The following is a 17,366-nucleotide window of genomic DNA, read 5'->3' as shown; positions in this document are numbered from 1 at the left end:
TGTTATTTATACGTGCCGCAGGTGATGACGTACTGGCCCACCTGGCGGAACCAGGCCGATTTGGCCTGCATCTGCCGCGTCAGCGGGTGGACCCATTTGTAGTCGACCGGACCTTGCTGGCCTTTGCTGGCTTTGTCCAGGATCTCGCGCACGAAGTACTTGTCGTCCTCGTCGCGGTAGTCGTACACATTGAGGCCCACCAGGCGCGGTATGGCCCCATGCGCCATCACCTTACCATGCCTGTCGTAAATAACGATGTAGAGGTCGCGGTAGATGAAGCGGCCTTTCGGATTGCTGGCTTCGAAGAAGGTTTTTTCCGCGCCCTGGTCCACCATGTGGGCGGCAGTCTTGTTGATGAGGGTGAGGGCGTCGGCCGGGGTGCCGTGGCCGCTGGCGGCGGCGCCCAGGCTGAACAGCGCGGCGGCCAGGAAGATTAACAACTGTTTCATGTTCTCGGTGTTCTGCTTAACAACTAAATATAGCATAGTGGGCTGGAGCAATGTTTTCACGTTTGCCCCTTGCGGAGACCATTTTCACTCTCTATAATGCTGGTCTTCGGGCGGTTAGTTCAGCTGGTTAGAATACTTGGTCGACATCCAAGGGGTCGGGGATTCGAATTCCTCACCGCCCACCAGAACATGTAGTAAGATGGTTTTCAGTAGTAAGTAGTGCCAGGCAGTACGAGGTAGTACAAAGGGCGGTTAGTTCAGCTGGTTAGAATACTTGGTCGACATCCAAGGGGTCGGGGATTCGAATTCCTCACCGCCCACCACCAACATTATGTAAGAGCGAGAAAGGCAATCCGGTTATGACACCGCGAACTACTACCAAGGTTAGTAAGTAACGCTAGTCTCCGGCTTTCTCACGCTATCACATGGAAGAAAACGCGGCTAGCCCGCGTTTTTTTTCGTCCGCAGTTTCCCAAAAAATCCGTTTCACCCACTATCCGGCATTTGTGCCGACTGGAGAGCATGATGGTTGCAGTCCGACTTCCCGATGGTTCCGTGCGTCAGTTCGACGCGCCAGTAACGGTGGCCCAGGTGGCCTCCAATATCAGCACCAGCCTGGGCAAAGCCGCGCTGGCTGGCAAGGTTGACGGCAAGGTGGTCGATACTTCCTTCCTGATCGAGCAGGATGCCGACGTCGCCATCGTCACCGACCGCGACCCCGAAGGCCTGGACGTGATCCGCCACTCCACCGCCCACTTGCTGGCCTACGCCGTCAAGGAGCTGTTCCCGGACGCGCAGGTGACCATCGGCCCGGTGATTGAAAACGGCTTCTACTACGACTTCTCGTACAAGCGCCCGTTCACGCCGGAAGACCTGGTGGCGATTGAAAAGAAAATGGCCGAGCTGGCCAAGAAGGACGAGCCGGTCACCCGCAAGGTGCTGCCGCGCGACGAGGCCGTGGCCTACTTCAAGTCGATCAACGAGCACTACAAGGCCGAGATCATCTCGTCCATTCCGGCCGACCAGGATGTGTCGCTTTACTCGGAAGGCAAGTTCACCGACTTGTGCCGCGGTCCGCACGTGCCGTCCACCGGCAAGCTGAAAGTGTTCAAGCTGATGAAGCTGGCCGGCGCCTACTGGCGCGGCGACTCGAAAAACGAGATGCTGCAGCGCGTCTACGGCACCGCCTGGACCAAGAAGGAAGACCAGGAACAGTACCTGTTCCAGCTGGAAGAGGCGGAAAAGCGCGACCACAGGAAGCTCGGCAAGCAATTGGACTTCTTCCACTTCCAGGACGAAGCGCCGGGCCTGGTGTTCTGGCATCCGAAAGGCTGGACCATCTGGCAACAGGTTGAGCAGTACATGCGCAACAAATACCAGGTGAACGGCTACCAGGAAGTGAAGGCGCCGCAGATCCTGGACGCCAGCCTCTGGGGCAAGACCGGCCACTGGGACAACTACCGCGAAAACATGTTCGTGACGGAATCGGAAAACCGTTCCTACGCACTGAAGCCGATGAACTGCCCGGGCCACGTGCAGATCTTCAACAGCAATATGCGCTCTTACCGCGACCTGCCGCTGCGCTACGGCGAGTTCGGCCAGTGCCACCGCAACGAGCCGTCCGGCGCGCTGCACGGCATCATGCGCGTGCGCGGCTTCACCCAGGACGACGGCCACATCTTCTGCATGCACGAGCAGATCGAGCCGGAAGTGGTGGCCTTCCACACCCAGGCCATGGAAGTGTATGCCGACTTCGACTTCACCAATATCGACGTCAAGCTGGCCCTGCGTCCGGACAACCGCATCGGCACCGACGAGGTGTGGGATGAGGCGGAAGAGGCGCTGCGCTCCGGCCTGCGCGCCTGCGGCGTGGAATGGACCGAGCTGCCGGGCGAGGGCGCCTTCTACGGCCCGAAGATCGAATACCACCTGAAGGATTCGCTGGGCCGCCCTTGGCAGGTCGGCACCATGCAGGTCGACTTCTTCATGCCGCAGCGCCTGGGCGCTGAATACGTGGCGGCCGACAACTCGCGCCAGGTGCCTGTGATGCTGCACCGCGCGATCGTCGGTTCGCTGGAGCGCTTCATCGGCATCCTGATTGAAAACTACGCCGGCGCGCTGCCGATGTGGCTGGCGCCGGTGCAAGTGTCGGTGCTGAACATCTCCGATGCGCAGGCCGATTACGTGAACGATGTGGCTGCAAAGCTGCGCAAACAGGGCTTCCGCGTACAGACCGATTTGCGCAACGAGAAGATAACGTATAAAATACGCGAACATTCCGTCCAAAAACTGCCGTACATCCTTGTTGTCGGCGACAAAGAGCGGGATGCCAATACTGTGGCCGTGCGGGCACGTGGGAATGTCGATCTGGGCGTAATGTCCCTCGACGCCCTGGTTGAGCGACTCCAGCAGGACGTTGCCAACAAAGCCTGACCCCGAGGAAACTCGCATACCGGCCATTCATCGAATTTTTAAAGGAAACTACAATAGCTACTGACAAGTCGCATCGCATCAATGGCGAAATCACCGCTCCCGAAATGCGTCTGAGCGGGGTTGAAAACGAACCGCTCGGTATCGTGAGCCTGGCCGAAGCCTTCCGCCTGGCGGAAGAAGCGAACGTCGACCTGGTGGAAATCGCCCCAACGGCGAATCCACCAGTCTGCCGTCTGATGGACTACGGCAAGTTCAAGTATTCGGAGCAGAAGAAAGCCCACGAAGCGAAGCTCAAGCAGAAAGTCATCTCGGTCAAGGAAGTCAAATTCCGTCCCGGCACCGATGACGGCGATTACAATATCAAGCTGCGCAACCTCATCAAGTTCCTTGATGAAGGTGACAAGACCAAGATCACGCTGCGCTTCCGCGGCCGTGAGATGGCGCACCAGGATATCGGTTTCCGCATGCTGGAGCGTCTGAAAGCTGACCTGGAGCCGTATGGCCAGGTTGAGCAGTTCCCGAAGATGGAAGGCCGCCAGATGATCATGGTCCTGGCGCCGAAAAAGAAGAAGTAAACAAGAATTTGCGGAATGGCGAACACCTTAGGGTATAATCGCGTTCCGCAAAATGTAGTGGCCAACAGCAGGACGGACCGCTGCATCAACAAGTGAAAGCAGGCCTCTAAGCGCAGCGTAGTGCTGCCACCTGCAATCCTGTTAATTTGGAGCTGCCCGTAAGAGGGCAGATGTGTTATGCCAAAAATGAAGACCAAAAGCTCCGCGAAAAAGCGTTTTCGCGTGCGTCCAGGTGGTACTGTTAAATCGGGTATGGCTTTCAAGCGCCACATCCTGACCAAGAAGACCACCAAAAACAAGCGTCAGCTGCGTGGTACCCGTAACATCAACGCATCGGATGTCACGTCCGTCATGCGCATGATGCCTACCGCTTAATCTCACACTCATTTAAGGAGCTAATATGCCTCGAGTAAAACGTGGGGTTACTGCGCGTGCCCGTCATAAAAAAGTATTAAACCTGGCCAAGGGTTACCGTGGTCGTCGTAGCAAGGTATACCGTATTGCCAAGCAAGCAGTCATGCGCGCTGGCCAGTACGCTTACCGCGACCGCCGTAACAAGAAGCGCGTCTTCCGCCGCCTGTGGATCGCCCGTATCAACGCCGCTTCCCGTGAGCATGGCGTGACGTACAGCGTATTCATGAACGGTCTGAAGAAGGCGAACATCGAGCTGGACCGTAAGGTTCTGGCCGATATGGCAGTGATGGACAAGCCGGCCTTCGCCGCGATTGTCAACACCGTCAAAGCACAAATCGCTGCCTAATATCAGCGTTTGATGCGTAGCGCTGCTTCCGGCAGCGCATGAGAGCGGGGCAAGGTGTGAACCTGTGCCCCGTTTTTAATTTCCACGACAGGATATTGCATGAACTCCCTGGAAGAACTGGTCGTCTCGGCACGTGCTGACTTTATCGCCGCCGCGGACGCCGCCGCACTTGAAAACGCCAAAGCCAAGTATCTGGGCAAGACCGGCCAGATCACCGACATGATGAAGGGCCTGGGCAAGCTCGACCCGGACGCGAAAAAAGCGCAGGGCGCGCTGATCAATGCCGCCAAAGTGCAGATCGAAGCCGCGCTGACCGCGCGCCGCGACGCCATGGCCGAAGCCCAGCTGCAAGCCCGCCTGAACGGGGAAGAGATCGACGTCACTTTGCCAGGCCGCGGCCGCGCCGGCGGTGGCATCCATCCCGTAATGCGCACCTGGGAGCGCGTGGAGGAAATCTTCCGCTCGATCGGCTTCGACGTGGCCGGCGGCCCCGAGATCGAAACCGACTGGACCAATTTCACCGCACTGAACAGCCCGGAAAACCACCCGGCCCGTTCGATGCAGGACACCTTCTACGTGGACGGCAACGACAGCACCGGCAAGCCGCTGCTGCTGCGCACCCATACCAGCCCGATGCAGGTGCGCTACGCGCGCAGCCATACGCCGCCGATCAAGGTGATCGCGCCGGGCCGCACCTACCGCGTCGACAGCGATGCTACCCATTCGCCGATGTTCCACCAGGTCGAAGGCCTGTGGATCGCCGAGGACATCAGCTTCGCCGACCTGAAGGGCGTGTACCTGAACTTCGTCAAGGCCTTCTTCGAGACCGACGACCTGCAGGTGCGCTTCCGTCCCTCGTATTTCCCGTTTACGGAACCGTCGGCCGAGATCGACATTGCGTTCGGCAGCGGTCCATTGAAGGGCCGCTGGCTGGAAGTGTCCGGCTCGGGCCAGGTGCACCCGACGGTGGTGCGCAACTTCGGGCTCGATCCCGAGCGCTACATCGGTTTCGCGTTCGGCTCCGGCCTGGAGCGCCTGACCATGCTGCGTTACGGCATCAACGACCTGCGCCTGTTCTACGAAGGCGACCTGCGTTTCCTGAAACAGTTCAACTGAGCTGGCGGGTGACGGCCTTCGGCCCAACCCGCCCTACGGATGTGACCGCGCTACTGCAGGGCGGGTTGGGCTGCAAGCCGTAACCCGCCGGGCGCGCCGAAACGCCGAACAAACGAATAAACGAAAGTCGACTATGCAATTCTCTGAAAATTGGCTGCGTACCCTGGTTGATCCGAAGATGACTTCGGACGAGTTGGCCCACATGCTCACCATGTCCGGCCTGGAAGTGGAAGAAGTCGAACCGGTGGCACCGCCGTTCTCCAATGTGGTCGTGGGCCACGTGCGCGAAATGGCCAAGCACCCGGACGCCGACCGCCTCAACGTGTGCCAGGTGGACGTGGGCACCGGCACCTTGCTCAACATCGTGTGCGGCGCGCCCAATGTGCGCCCGGGCCTGAAGGTGGTGTGCGCCATGGCCGGCGCGGTGCTGCCGCCCGGCGCTGACGGCAAGCCGTTTGAAATCAAGGTGGGCAAGCTGCGCGGCGTGGAGTCGCAAGGCATGCTGTGCTCTGCCAAGGAACTGAAGCTGTCGGAAGAGGGCTCGGGCCTGCTGGAACTGCCGGACGACGCGCCGGTGGGCCAGAACTTCCGCGACTACTACGCGCTGAACGACCTGAAATTCACCATCAAGCTGACCCCGAACAAGGCGGACTGCCTGTCGGTGCTGGGCGTGGCGCGCGAAGTGTCCGCGCTGACCGGCGTGCCGCTGACCATGCCGGCTTTCCGCAGCGTGCCGGTGAACTCGCAGGAAGTGCTGCCGGTGAAGATCTCGGCGCCGGACCTGTGCGGCCGCTTCTCCGGCCGCGTGATCCGCAATCTGAACGCCAAAGCCGCCACCCCGGAGTGGATGAAGCAGCGCCTGGAGCGCAGCGGCCAGCGCTCGGTGTCGGCCCTGGTGGACATCTCCAACTATGTGATGCTGGAGCTGGGCCGTCCGTCGCACGTGTTCGACCTGGCCAAGATCCATGGCGGGCTGGACGTGCGCTGGGGTAAAGCCGGCGAAACGCTCAAGCTCCTGAACGGCAACACCGTCCCGGTGGACGAGTGGGTGGGCGTGATCGCCGACGACAAGGAACTCGAATCGCTGGCCGGCATCATGGGCGGCGACGCCACCGCCGTCTCGCTGGACACCGAATCGGTGTACCTGGAAGCGGCGTTCTGGTGGCCGAACGCCATCCAGGGCCGGGCCCGCAAGTACAATTTCTCGACCGACGCGGCGCACCGCTTCGAGCGCGGCGTGGACTACGCCACCACGGTCGAGCACATCGAGCGCATCACCTCGCTGCTGGTGGAAATCTGCGGCACGCCGGCCACCCAGGTGGGGCCGGTGGACGACCAGATCGTCAACGTGCCGCAGCCCAAGGCGGTGCAGATGCGCACGGCGCGCGCGCAGAAGGTGATCGGCGTGCCGCTGACCGACGCGCTGGTGGCCGACATCTTCACCCGCCTGGGCCTGCGCTTCACGCTGGATAACGGCATCTTCTCCGTGACCGCGCCGTCCTACCGTTTCGACATCGAAATCGAGGAAGACCTGATCGAGGAAGTGGCGCGCGTGTACGGCTTCGAGAACATCCCGGCGGTGGCGCCTGTGGCCCCGAACACCATGCGCATCGCCCCCGAGAACACCCGTTCGCTGTTCGCCGTGCGCCACCAGCTGGCCGATCTCGGCTATCAGGAAGTGGTGAACATGAGCTTTGTGGAAGCCCAGTGGGAACTGGACTTCAGCGGCAATGACAACCCGATCAAGCTGCAGAATCCGATCGCCAGCCAGCTGAGCGTGATGCGCTCCTCGCTGATCGGCAGCCTGGTGGCCAATGTGCGCTACAACCTGAACCGCAAAGCCAGCCGCGTGCGCGTGTTCGAGCTGGGCGCCATCTACCAGCGCGACGCCTCGGTGCAGGACGGCCCGCTGAGCGTGGCCGGCTACAGCCAGCCGCAGCGCGTGGCCGCGCTGGCCTACGGTCCGGTGGCCGACGAGCAGTGGGGCCAGGACAGCCGTCTGGTCGACTACTTCGACGTGAAGGCCGACCTGGAACAGCTGTTCGCGCCGCAGACGCTGCGCTTCAGCAAGGCTGTGCACCCGGCGCTGCACCCCGGCCGCTCGGCGAATATCGAGCTGGACGGCAAAGTGATCGGCTTCATCGGCGAGCTGCATCCGCGCTGGCTGCAGAAATACGATCTGCCGCAGGCGCCGGTGTTGTTCGAAGTGGATGCAGTTGCTCTGCAGCAACGCAATGTGCCAAAATACAGCGAGATCTCCAAGTTCCCTGGCGCCACGCGCGATCTGGCGCTGGTGGTCAAGCAAGCCGTGCCGGCGCAGGATCTGCTGGACGCATTTGCCGCTGCGCAGGCCGGCCACGCGCACGGCAAGCTGGTGCAAGCCATTGTTTTGTTTGATGAATATCGCGGCAAAGGGCTGGACGCGGACGAGAAATCGCTTGCTTTCCGCTTTAGCTTGCAAGATACTCAAAATACCCTGCAGGACGATGTGGTGGACGCTGTGATGAGTGCGCTGGCCGAGTCGGCGGTGCAAAAACACGGCGCCAAACTGCGTTCTTAAGCGGGCCGTAAGCCACAGCGGGCAATATGCCACCCCGGAATCCGGCGCTCGCCGGATTCCTGTTCTTTTTATAGGCAGGGCAGCAAAATTAATAACAACGACGTTGATACCGCCGTACTCGAATCCGCCCTGGACGCCGAGCTGCACAGCGCGATGCTGGTGGCCAAGGTGCGCCAGGAAGCGGAAAAGGACATGCCGACGCTGACCAAGGCGGAGCTGGCAGAGTTGCTGTTCGAGCAGGTTGGACTGAACAAGCGTGAAGCCAAAGACATGGTGGAAACCTTCTTTGACGAAATCCGCAATGCGCTCGAGCGCGGCGAGGCCGTCAAGTTGTCCGGCTTCGGCAATTTCCAGCTGCGCGACAAGCCGCAGCGTCCGGGCCGCAATCCGAAGACGGGCGAAGAAATCCCCATCACGGCGCGCCGCGTGGTCACCTTCCATGCCAGCCAGAAGCTGAAAAGCATGGTCGAGGAAAGCAGTCCCATGGCGCGTGCCGCCTGAGTGAGGCAGCAGCATGAACGATAGGCCAGGCAAGTCCGAACTGGTGGTGTTGCCGCCGATTCCAGCCAAGCGCTATTTCACGATAGGCGAGGTGAGTGAGCTGTGCGGCGTGAAGCCGCATGTGCTGCGCTACTGGGAACAGGAGTTCACCCAGCTCAAGCCGGTCAAGCGCCGCGGCAACCGGCGCTATTACCAGCACCATGAAGTGCTGCTGATACGCCGTATACGGGAATTGTTATACGAACAGGGCTTCACCATCAGCGGTGCGCGCAACAAACTCGATAGCCGCAGCGCCGATCCTGCGCAGGCAGGGTATGATGGTGGCTATGAGCGCGAGGCGCCGGCTGTCACGGCGCCGCCGCCGCTGGACCGGGACATGATACGCAGCGAACTGCTTGCCATCCTCGGCCTGCTTGGCTGACCAGCCGGGCGGCTCGGTGGCGGGCGGCAGCAGAGGCGCGCCGCAAGCGCCTTTTTTTTCGCGTAGAATAGCAGTGCTACAATAATAAGATTATTATTTTGTTAGCGGAAGCGCGGGGACTTTCCCATGCAAGGAAGACACGAGGGAACACATGATACGCGTTGCCATATGTGACGATCATCAAATAGTTAGAGCCGGCTTCAAGCAGATTTTTTCGTCTGCGGACGATTTCAGTGTAGTAGCGGAAGGCAGCACCGGGCGCGAAGCCCTGGACATTGCCCGCCGCGAGATTTGCGACGTGCTGTTGCTGGACATCGCCATGCCGGACCAGTCCGGCATTGACACGTTGCGCACCATACGCCAGGGTCAGCCGGACCTGCCGGTGCTGATCCTGTCGGGCTATCCGGCCCAGCAGTACGCCCTGAACCTGTTCAAGATGGGCGCCAACGGCTATCTGAACAAGGAATGCGAGGCGGACGAGCTGATCACGGCCGTGCGCACCGTGCACCAGGGCCGCCGCTACGTGAGCTCGCAAGTGGGCGAGCTGCTGGCGCAAAGCTTCGACCGCGACCCCAACACGGCGCTGCACACGGAGCTGTCGGACCGCGAGTTCCAGGTGTTCCTGCGCCTGGCGCGCGGCGCCACCGTCAGCGACATCGGCGTGGCGCTCTCGCTCAGCATCAAGACCGTGAGTACCTACCGTACCCGCATCATGGAAAAAATGGGGCTGCAATCGAACAGCGATCTGACCTATTACGCCATGAAAAACAACCTGCTGGACTGAAGCTAGGCGCCGTTCCGGCGCGCACGTTAGGAAACTGATGCGGCGCAGCAAAAAACGGCAGGGTCTATAATGGCCCTGCCATAACGGCTGCTCATCTAGCGAAGGATGCCTATCAGGATGTATTTCACCGTCGACGCGGCGCCCCACCACAGACTGCCCCTGTACAAGACCGTATTGTGCGTGACCTGCGCGCTGATACTGATCGTGAACGGATTCAGCCTGTTTCACAACCTGCAGTCGCTAAAGGGCGCCAACTTCCTGTTAAGCCAGTCTTCCCGTGTGGCTGAGCGGCTGCAGTACCTGAACGTGCTGGTGCTCGACGCCGAGAGCAGCATGCGCGGCTACTTTGTGTCCGGCAAGGAATCCTATCTGGGCCCGACCCGCACCGTCACGGTGGAAACAGAAACCGAATTCAAGGAACTGGAGCTGCTGCTGGCCGACAGCCCCTCGCAGCTGAAAAACCTGGCCCAGCTGCACAACGTGGTGCGGCGCAAGCTGGCCCTGATGAGCGAGTCGATCGAAGTCTACCGCCACGGCGGCCTGGAAGAGATCGTCAACATCGCCAAGGTCAGCGACGACCGGGCTTCGATGGACGAGCTGCGCCTGCTGGTCGTCATCATGGTGCAGGAGCAGAACGAAACGCTGGCCGCGCGCAGCGCCAGCTTCTACCAGCAATACCAGAAAGCCGTGCTGCTGGGCACCGGCATCAATGCGGTCGCCATTTTTGTACTGATCATGTTCTACCAGCTGGTGCGGCGCAGTTTCCGCAACCAGGCGGCGGTGGAGCACGCGCTGCAACAGTCCAACGACAACCTCGAATCCATGGTGGCGCAGCGTACCGAGCAGCTGTCGGTGCTGTCGCGCCACCTGATCAGCATCAGCGAAGAGGAAAAAGTGCGCCTGTCGCGCGAGCTGCATGATGAAATGGGCGCCCACCTGACCTCCATCAGCATGGACCTGGGCGCTGTCATGCACCAGCTGCAAAAGACCAATCCGGAGCTGGCTTCCCAGCTCAAGCGCGCCCGCGCCACCTTGCTGGAAGCGGTGGAGATGAAGCGCCGCATCATTGAAAACCTGCGCCCCAGCCTGCTGGACAACCTGGGCTTGTGCGCCGCCATCGAAAGCTATTGCGAGGAATTCAGCCGCATGTCTTCGTTGCCGTGCGAGACCGATATCGCCAGCCATATCGACAGCGTGGCCAAGGGCCGCGATTCCAGCCTGGCCATTGCCCTGTTCCGCATCGTGCAGGAATCGCTGACCAACATCCGCAAATATGCGCGCGCCACCAAGGTGATCGTGACGCTGCAGTGCAGTGAGGAGCTGCTGGTGCTGCGCGTGATCGACGACGGGGTGGGCATCGAATCGAACACGCTGGTGAAGCCGATGTCGCATGGCTTGCTTGGCATGCGCGAGCGGGCACTGCTTCTGGGCGGAACCCTGACGATACGGCGCGGCCGCAGCGACAAGGGGACCTGTATCGAAGTGCATATTCCGCTGCGCGCCGAGGTCGATGTGACGGTGCGCCGCGGGCCTAGCAGCCCGCCACGTCCACCAGCAGGCGATCGTACTCCGTCTTCGCCACCTTATAGCACTCGCCCGCATAACGTTCCAAGCCTGAACGATCAATAACGGTGATGTTGCCGCGGCGGTAGGTGATCAGGCCGTCTTCCTGCAGCTTGCCGGCGGCGGCGGTGATGCTTTCGCGGCGCACGCCCAGCATGATGGAAATCATTTCCTGGGTCACCTTCAGTTCATTGCTCAGCGAACGGTCCAGGCGGTCCAGCAGCCAGCGGCACAGCTTTTGTTCGATCGAGCTGTGGCGGCCGCCGACGGCGTTTTGCGCCATCTGGGCAAACAGCGCGTGGTTGTAGCGCATCAGCAACTGGGGCAGGGCGCCGCCCTGGTTGAAGGCTTCGCGCAGGTGCTGCGCTTTCAGGCGGTAGCCGTAGCCGGCGCTTTGCACCACCGCGCTGCACATGGCGCGTTCGCCGGGGAACATCGAGACGCCCACCACGCCTTCATGGCCCACCACGGCAATCTCGGTGGTGGCGCCATCCTCCATCACGTACAGGAGGGAAACAATGGCGGTGGTCGGGAAATACACGTTTTCCAGCTTGCTGCCAAACTCGAACAGCTCCTTGCCGAACGGCAAGGTCACCAGTTCCAGGTGTTCAAACAGGGATTCCAGGACTTCACGAGGCAAGGCGGCCAGCAGTTCATTCTGCTGTGTACCGCTATAGCTGACAACCGGCCGGGACGCAACTTTGTATTCCCGCGAGCCGACTGGCATCGTCTGGGAGAGCGACTGTTTTGCGGTATCGCTGCTAAGTTGAGTGTTGTTCATTTTATTCCTCACAGGCTAAGTACGGGGCAGCGGTGGATGCCGGTTTGCCATTTCCAGGTGGGCTTCTGTTCTCGCTCCACTTTATCCATCGCGTTGTTAGCACTTTAGGTCCGTATGTGCTTTACGAACATAAGACGGGGCACCGCCCCTGTGTAGGCTCGATGCATGGCGCCTTGTCAGCCTAGTCCTACGGAAATAAATAGCGGGCCTGCAGGGACTTCACAGGAAACGCACGCCGGCTTCACATGGCGGCGCTAGGATGGCCGGATTCAACCAGGGGAGGGCAAGATGGGATCACTGAACGAACGAGGCAGGCGTGGCGGCGGGGCACCGCTGGGGCGGCAAATGCTGGCGGTGGCGCTGGGTACGGGGCTGTTGTTGCTGGTGCCGCTGGTGGCAATGCGCTTCACTGCGGAAGTGGACTGGAGCGGGGGCGATTTCGCCGTCGCCGGGCTGCTGCTGGCAGGCACCGGGATGGCTTATGTGCTGGCGGCGCGGATGGTGCGCAGCGCGCCGCGCCGGCTGGCCGTCGGCCTGGCGCTGGCGCTGCTGCTGGCCGTGGTGTGGGCGGAACTGGCGGTCGGCGTGTTCGGCACGCCGTTCGCGGGAAGCTAGCCCAGCAGGCGCTCGCGCTTGCGCGAGACGATGCTGGGCTTGTTGGCGCTGCGTGCGTGCGGCGGGGCGACGGTGTCCAGCAGCGCGCCGCGCGGCGCCGCCGTGGCGCCCTGGCCGTCGAGCCGGAAGCGGCTGACCGCCTGGCCAAGCTGGGCCGCTTCCTGGTGCAGGCAGTCCGCGCCGACCGACGCTTGCCGCACCAGAGCGCCGTTCTGGCGCGTCATGTCGTCGATGCGGGCCAGCGCGTGGTCGACCTGCTCGATCTGGCCGCGCTGCGCCGCTTCGGCGGCACTGATCTGCTCGATGATGGCGGCGGTCTGCTGCACCGATTGCACCACCTGGCGCATGGTGGCGCCGGCCGAGTCTACCAGCGCGCTGCCGGCTTCCACTTCCTTGACCGAATCGACTATCAGCTTTTTGATTTCCAGCGCGGCGGCAGCCGAGCGCTGCGCCAGGCTGCGCACTTCGCCGGCCACCACGGCAAAGCCGCGCCCCTGCTCGCCGGCGCGTGCCGCTTCCACCGCCGCGTTCAGCGCCAGGATGTTGGTCTGGAAGGCGATGCCGTCGATCACGCCGATGATGTCGCTGATCTTGTCGGAGCTGGCGCGGATGCCGGCCATGGTGTCGACCACGGCCGCCACGCTGCGCCCGCCTTGCTGGGCGATGTCGGAGGCGCTCTGCACCAGCAGGCGGCCGCGTTCGGCGTGCGCGGCGTTGCGCTGCACGGTGGCGGTCAGCGCGCGCATCGAGGCCACCGTGGCCGACAGGTCGCCCGCCTGCGCTTCGGTGTGGCCGGACAGGGCGGTGTTGCCGCCGGCCAGCTGATCGGCGCCGTCGGCAATCCGGCCGGCGCCGCTGCGGATGTCTTCCACCAGCAATGCCAGCGATTGCGTCATGGTGCCGAAGGCGTTGACCAGGCTGCCGATCTCGTCGCGGGCAGGCGAGCTGATGTCCAGCGTCAGGTCGCCGGCCGCCGCTGCCCGCACGGCGCGGTTCAGGCTGCCCACGTCGCGCGCAAAGGACAGGTAGAAGCCGGCAAACAGCACGGCCGCCACGGCCAGCGTGGCCCCCAGCGCCGCCAGCATCAGGTTGCGGCGCAGCAGGTCGCGCGCCCTGCGCTCGGCCAGCAGCTGGTCCAGCGCCCTGGCCGAGGCGGCCGCGAAGCCGTACAGCTGGCCGATCGCCTGGTTGCCGGCGGCGCTGAATTCCTTGCCGCTGGTCTGGTTGTAGGAGTTGCTGACTTCATTCTTGTTGCGTTCCAAAAAGGCCAGCGCGGCGGGCACGGCCGCCAGGTGCGGCTGCAGCGCCGGCTTCAGCTGCGGGTTGTGCTGCAGGATGGCGTCGGCCTGCGCCGGCAGGCGTTCCAGCTGGTGGCGCGCCAGCATGGCCGTGGCGTTCACCAGCTGGTCCTCATTGCCTTCGAACAGGCCGCTGTCGATGTAGGCGGCGCCGCGCGCGGTCAGCACGGACAGGTCTTCCGCCACGTCCGGCAGCGCTTTCTGGAACGCGCCTATCAGGTAATGGGTCTGTACTTCGGGGTCCAGGCTCAGGCTGGAACGGTCGGCTACCGACGCGTTCAGCCTGGTCACGCGCGCCAGCAGCGCCCCGTGCAGCGCCATGCTGTCCCTGGCGTCCAGCGTGGCCTGGCGCTCGGCCAGCGCCTTCCAGGCCTGGCGCACCGCCGTCCATTCCGGCAGGCCGGCCATGCCGGCCGCAGCCAGCCCGCCGTCTTGCTGCCAGCTGTCCAGCCGCTTCAGGCGGGCCTCGATGGCGGCCCGCAGCGCGGCACCGTCCAGCGGCTGGCGCGCGGCCAGGCGCAGGCGCTCCAGGGTGCGGTGCTGCTGGGCCAGCTCGCTGAGCTGCTGCAACTGGCCGATGTAGGCTACGCCCAGCTGTTCGCGCTCGGTCACTTCCAGGGACTTGTGCAGCTCGCGCATCAGCAGGGTGGCCACCAGCAGCAGCGGCAACAGGAAGACCAGGGTCACCAGCATGAACTTGGGAAACAGGCGCAGGCGCTGCATCAGCGCGATGGCGGGGCGGAGTAGGGTATTCATCAATGTTTCGCTGTCTATAAATTGCCGTGACGCAATGGTGCGCGCCAAATGTGACAGCGTCGTGAATTAAATCCACGCTGGCGTGACGATTTGTAAGATTTTCTGACGCGAAATCTGTCATTCTTGGTAGAATTTTCCACGTGGGAAGTTTTGTTGCTTTTGATGTGAATATGTTATTGGAGAGAGCGTGGAGAACGCGGTCGTCGACGTCAAACTGTATTTTTACCTGGGCAGCGTGCTGCTGCTGCTGATCCATTGCATCAGCGCGGCGTACTTCGTCGCCTCGGGAAAACGCAAATCGAAGCTGGTGAAAGCCGCCTGCTTCCTGTCGCTGGCCGCCTGTACTTGCGTGATGGTCGCCTTGCTGTTCTTCGAAGTGTGTTTTGCCGCCAGCCTGGAGCGCATCGACGCGGCCATGCTGATGGTGCCGCTGCTGGCGTGCGTGGCGGGCGACGTGCTGATGTACCGCCTGTCCATCACCAAGCCCTACACCATGGCCGACGGCAGCGGCGCCCGCGTGCGCACCCGCCGCCGGCCGCTCGGCTGAGCGGGCCTTGCTCCCCCGGCACGGCTGTACATCGGCCGTGCTTGCCCTTATAGTGCCTGCAGGCGCAGTTGACTGCGCGAAATCATGAGGCAGGCTATGCACGTATTACTGGTGGAAGACGACGCAGTGCTGGCCGACGGCCTGCAGCGCGTGCTGAGCGGCCACGGCATGGCGGTGGACGTGCTGCATAGCGGCGCCGAGGCCGACGCGCGGCTGCAGCGCGCCGGATCGGCCCACGCCGCCCATGCTGCCGGTCCGGCCGAGCCGGCCGTGGTGGTGCTCGATATCGGCCTGCCCGGCATCGACGGCTTCGAAGTCGTGCGCCGCCTGCGCGCGCGCGGCAGCGCCATCCCGGTGCTGCTGCTGACCGCGCGCGACGCCATCGAAGACCGGGTGCGCGGCCTGGAACTGGGCGCGGACGACTACCTCGTGAAGCCTTTCGCCACCCCGGAACTGGTGGCGCGCCTGCGCGCGCTGGCGCGCCGCAATGCGCCCAAGGCCGCCGCGCTGGCCATGGGCGACCTGGCGCTGGACAGCGACACCAAGCGCGCCCGCGTCAAGGACCGCTTCATCGAGCTGTCCGCACGCGAATGGGCGGTGCTGGAATACCTGCTGCAGCACGGTGCGCGGGTGGTGTCCAAACAGCAGATCATCGACGCCATCCTGCCCTGGGGCGAGGACATGACCCAGAACGCGGTGGAAGTCTACATTTCCCGCCTGCGCCTGAAGATCGCCGACGCCGGCGTCAGCATCCGCACCATACGCGGCTTTGGCTACATGCTGGAGCTGGCGCCGCATGCCTAGCATCCGGCTGCGCCTGCTCAAATGGCTGATCGCGCCCATCCTGCTGATCAACCTGGCCGGCGGCGCGCTGACCTATATGCTGGCCTGGCTGCCGGCGCAGACCGCTTTCGACCAGAGCCTGTCGGACGCCGCCGGCGCCTTGGGCGCGCGCCTGTCGGTGGTGGGCGGCGCCTGGCGCATCGACCTGCCGCCGCAGGCCGAGCGCGTGCTGCGCAACGGCGAGGCCGACCCGGTCTATTTCGTGGTGCGCGACAGCGCCGGCCGCCTGGTGGCCGGCGACAGCGATTTTCCGGCCTTGTCCGCCGCGCCGGCTTATGACAGCGCCATGCGCGGCGAGCCGGTGCGTATAGCCACGCTGCGGGTCGCCGCGCCGCCGGCTGCCGGCATGCCCGGCGCCGTCCATGTCGGCGTGGCGCGCACGCTGCGCCAGCGCAGCCAGGTGAGGCAGGCGATCTTCCGCGCGCTGGTGCTGCTGGACGGCTTGTTCACCGTGGCGTGCGTCGGCCTGATCTGGTTCTCGGTCACCAATGCCCTGCGCCCGCTGGACCGCATGCGCGCCGGCCTGAACGCGCGCGCCGGCGACCAGCTGGCCCCGATCCAGCAGGCGGACGTGCCCTACGAACTGGCGCCGGTGGTGACCGCCTTCAATGGCCTGCTGGCGCGCGTCAGCGAGGGCGCGCAGGCGCAGCAGGACTTCCTGGCCAATGTGGCGCACCAGCTGCGCACGCCGCTGGCCGGCTTGCAGACCCAGCTCGAATGGCTGGGCAACCGCCACGCCGAGCCGGATACCGCGCACTCCATCGGCCTGATGCTGCTCTCCACCGAGCGCATGATACGGCAGACCAACCAGCTGCTGGCGCTGGCGCGCGCCGAACCCAGCCACTTCGAGAAGACCCGGCTGGAGCCGCTGGCGCTGAACGCCCTGGTGGAGGAGACGGTGCAGCATTTCGTCGAGCAGGCGGCGCGCAAATCCATCGACCTGGGCTTCGAACTGCAGCCGGCCGCAGTCCTGGGCGACCGCTTCCTGCTGCGCGACCTGATCGACAACCTGATCGACAACGCCATCCGCTACACCCCCGCGTACGGGACGGTCACGGTGCGCTGCCTGGCGGGCGAGCAGGGCGGCGGCGCGCGCACCGGCGGCACCGTGCTGGAGGTGGAGGATTCCGGCCCCGGCATTGCGCCGGCGCTGCGCGACGCGGTGTTCCGGCGTTACGTACGGCTGGACGACAAGGTGGCCGGCAGCGGCCTGGGCCTGGCCATCGTGCGCGACATCGCGGCCGCCCACGGTGCCCGCATCGCCATCGACACGGCGGCGGGCGGGCAGGGGGCGCTGTTTTCGGTCAGATTTCCGCCGCGCTGAGCGCGACTGTGCGCTTGTCAGGAATTTGTCAGTATTTCTT

General features: G+C 63.3%; 17 protein-coding genes and 2 tRNA genes. 16 read left to right on the top strand and 3 right to left on the bottom strand.

The window, feature by feature from the left end:
* Positions 1-2: 2 nt before the first annotated feature.
* On the bottom strand, positions 3-449 hold the full coding sequence (locus ASC94_RS04630) for a cache domain-containing protein (protein ID WP_162251393.1): 447 nt from the start codon (positions 447-449) through the stop codon (positions 3-5).
* 108 nt (positions 450-557) lie between these two features.
* Here ASC94_RS04630 and ASC94_RS04625 point away from each other — a divergent pair.
* The 12 genes from ASC94_RS04625 to ASC94_RS04570 all read left to right on the top strand — a co-directional run bounded on the left by ASC94_RS04625 (position 558) and on the right by ASC94_RS04570 (position 11,228).
* Positions 558-634: transfer RNA gene (locus ASC94_RS04625), tRNA-Val, on the top strand.
* 61 nt (positions 635-695) lie between these two features.
* Positions 696-772 (top strand) — tRNA-Val (locus ASC94_RS04620).
* A 202-nt stretch (positions 773-974) separates the two neighbouring features.
* On the top strand, positions 975-2,882 hold the full coding sequence (gene thrS, locus ASC94_RS04615; RefSeq protein WP_056391344.1) for a threonine--tRNA ligase: 1,908 nt from the start codon (positions 975-977) through the stop codon (positions 2,880-2,882).
* Between the two features lie 29 nt (positions 2,883-2,911).
* The gene (gene infC / locus ASC94_RS04610) at positions 2,912-3,457 is read left to right on the top strand and encodes a translation initiation factor IF-3 (protein WP_082616157.1); all 546 of its coding nucleotides are present in this window, start codon (positions 2,912-2,914) and stop codon (positions 3,455-3,457) included.
* A 177-nt stretch (positions 3,458-3,634) separates the two neighbouring features.
* Positions 3,635-3,832, top strand: coding sequence for a 50S ribosomal protein L35 (gene rpmI / locus ASC94_RS04605; RefSeq protein ID WP_008449407.1), 198 nt, complete (start codon positions 3,635-3,637; stop codon positions 3,830-3,832).
* A gap of 25 nt (positions 3,833-3,857) precedes the next feature.
* Positions 3,858-4,217 (top strand): 50S ribosomal protein L20, encoded by a 360-nt coding sequence (rplT, locus tag ASC94_RS04600; protein ID WP_028833836.1) that lies wholly within the window; start codon positions 3,858-3,860, stop codon positions 4,215-4,217.
* A gap of 99 nt (positions 4,218-4,316) precedes the next feature.
* Entirely contained in the window at positions 4,317-5,333 is a 1,017-nt protein-coding gene (gene pheS, locus ASC94_RS04595) for a phenylalanine--tRNA ligase subunit alpha (RefSeq protein ID WP_056391338.1), read from the top strand.
* 133 nt (positions 5,334-5,466) lie between these two features.
* Complete coding sequence (pheT, locus tag ASC94_RS04590; protein WP_056391335.1) at positions 5,467-7,893, top strand: phenylalanine--tRNA ligase subunit beta; 2,427 nt, start codon at positions 5,467-5,469, stop codon at positions 7,891-7,893.
* Between the two features lie 153 nt (positions 7,894-8,046).
* Positions 8,047-8,394, top strand: coding sequence for an integration host factor subunit alpha (locus ASC94_RS04585; RefSeq protein ID WP_056391332.1), 348 nt, complete (start codon positions 8,047-8,049; stop codon positions 8,392-8,394).
* Positions 8,395-8,407: 13 nt separating this feature from the next.
* Complete coding sequence (locus ASC94_RS04580; RefSeq protein WP_056391329.1) at positions 8,408-8,815, top strand: MerR family transcriptional regulator; 408 nt, start codon at positions 8,408-8,410, stop codon at positions 8,813-8,815.
* A gap of 151 nt (positions 8,816-8,966) precedes the next feature.
* Entirely contained in the window at positions 8,967-9,599 is a 633-nt protein-coding gene (locus ASC94_RS04575; RefSeq protein WP_056391326.1) for a response regulator transcription factor, read from the top strand.
* A 117-nt stretch (positions 9,600-9,716) separates the two neighbouring features.
* On the top strand, positions 9,717-11,228 hold the full coding sequence (locus ASC94_RS04570) for a CHASE3 domain-containing protein (protein WP_056391323.1): 1,512 nt from the start codon (positions 9,717-9,719) through the stop codon (positions 11,226-11,228).
* Here the strand turns inward: ASC94_RS04570 and ASC94_RS04565 are convergent.
* Positions 11,131-11,943 (bottom strand): Crp/Fnr family transcriptional regulator, encoded by an 813-nt coding sequence (locus ASC94_RS04565; RefSeq protein ID WP_056391320.1) that lies wholly within the window; start codon positions 11,941-11,943, stop codon positions 11,131-11,133. The genes ASC94_RS04570 and ASC94_RS04565 overlap by 98 nt on opposite strands.
* A gap of 288 nt (positions 11,944-12,231) precedes the next feature.
* Between ASC94_RS04565 and ASC94_RS04560 the strand changes: the two genes are divergently transcribed.
* A complete protein-coding gene (locus tag ASC94_RS04560; protein WP_200955542.1) occupies positions 12,232-12,558 on the top strand; it encodes a hypothetical protein in 327 nt (108 codons plus the stop codon).
* Here ASC94_RS04560 and ASC94_RS04555 read toward each other — a convergent pair.
* On the bottom strand, positions 12,555-14,612 hold the full coding sequence (locus tag ASC94_RS04555; protein ID WP_056391313.1) for a methyl-accepting chemotaxis protein: 2,058 nt from the start codon (positions 14,610-14,612) through the stop codon (positions 12,555-12,557). The genes ASC94_RS04560 and ASC94_RS04555 overlap by 4 nt on opposite strands.
* A gap of 187 nt (positions 14,613-14,799) precedes the next feature.
* On the opposite strand from ASC94_RS04555, the gene ASC94_RS04550 reads away from it, so the two are divergent.
* The 3 genes from ASC94_RS04550 (at position 14,800) to ASC94_RS04540 (ending at position 17,326) form a co-directional block, all read left to right on the top strand.
* On the top strand, positions 14,800-15,159 hold the full coding sequence (locus tag ASC94_RS04550) for a hypothetical protein (RefSeq protein WP_056391310.1): 360 nt from the start codon (positions 14,800-14,802) through the stop codon (positions 15,157-15,159).
* 96 nt (positions 15,160-15,255) lie between these two features.
* Complete coding sequence (locus tag ASC94_RS04545) at positions 15,256-15,963, top strand: response regulator transcription factor (protein ID WP_056391307.1); 708 nt, start codon at positions 15,256-15,258, stop codon at positions 15,961-15,963.
* The gene (locus ASC94_RS04540; RefSeq protein WP_082616156.1) at positions 15,956-17,326 is read left to right on the top strand and encodes a sensor histidine kinase; all 1,371 of its coding nucleotides are present in this window, start codon (positions 15,956-15,958) and stop codon (positions 17,324-17,326) included. The genes ASC94_RS04545 and ASC94_RS04540 overlap by 8 nt, the downstream gene beginning before the upstream one ends.
* Positions 17,327-17,366 lie beyond the last annotated feature (40 nt).

The organism is Massilia sp. Root418 (assembly GCF_001425265.1).
Taxonomy (GTDB): Bacteria; Pseudomonadota; Gammaproteobacteria; order Burkholderiales; family Burkholderiaceae_D; genus Rugamonas.
Note: the sequence above shows the minus strand (reverse complement) of the source record. Positions and strands in the feature narration are given on the sequence as shown.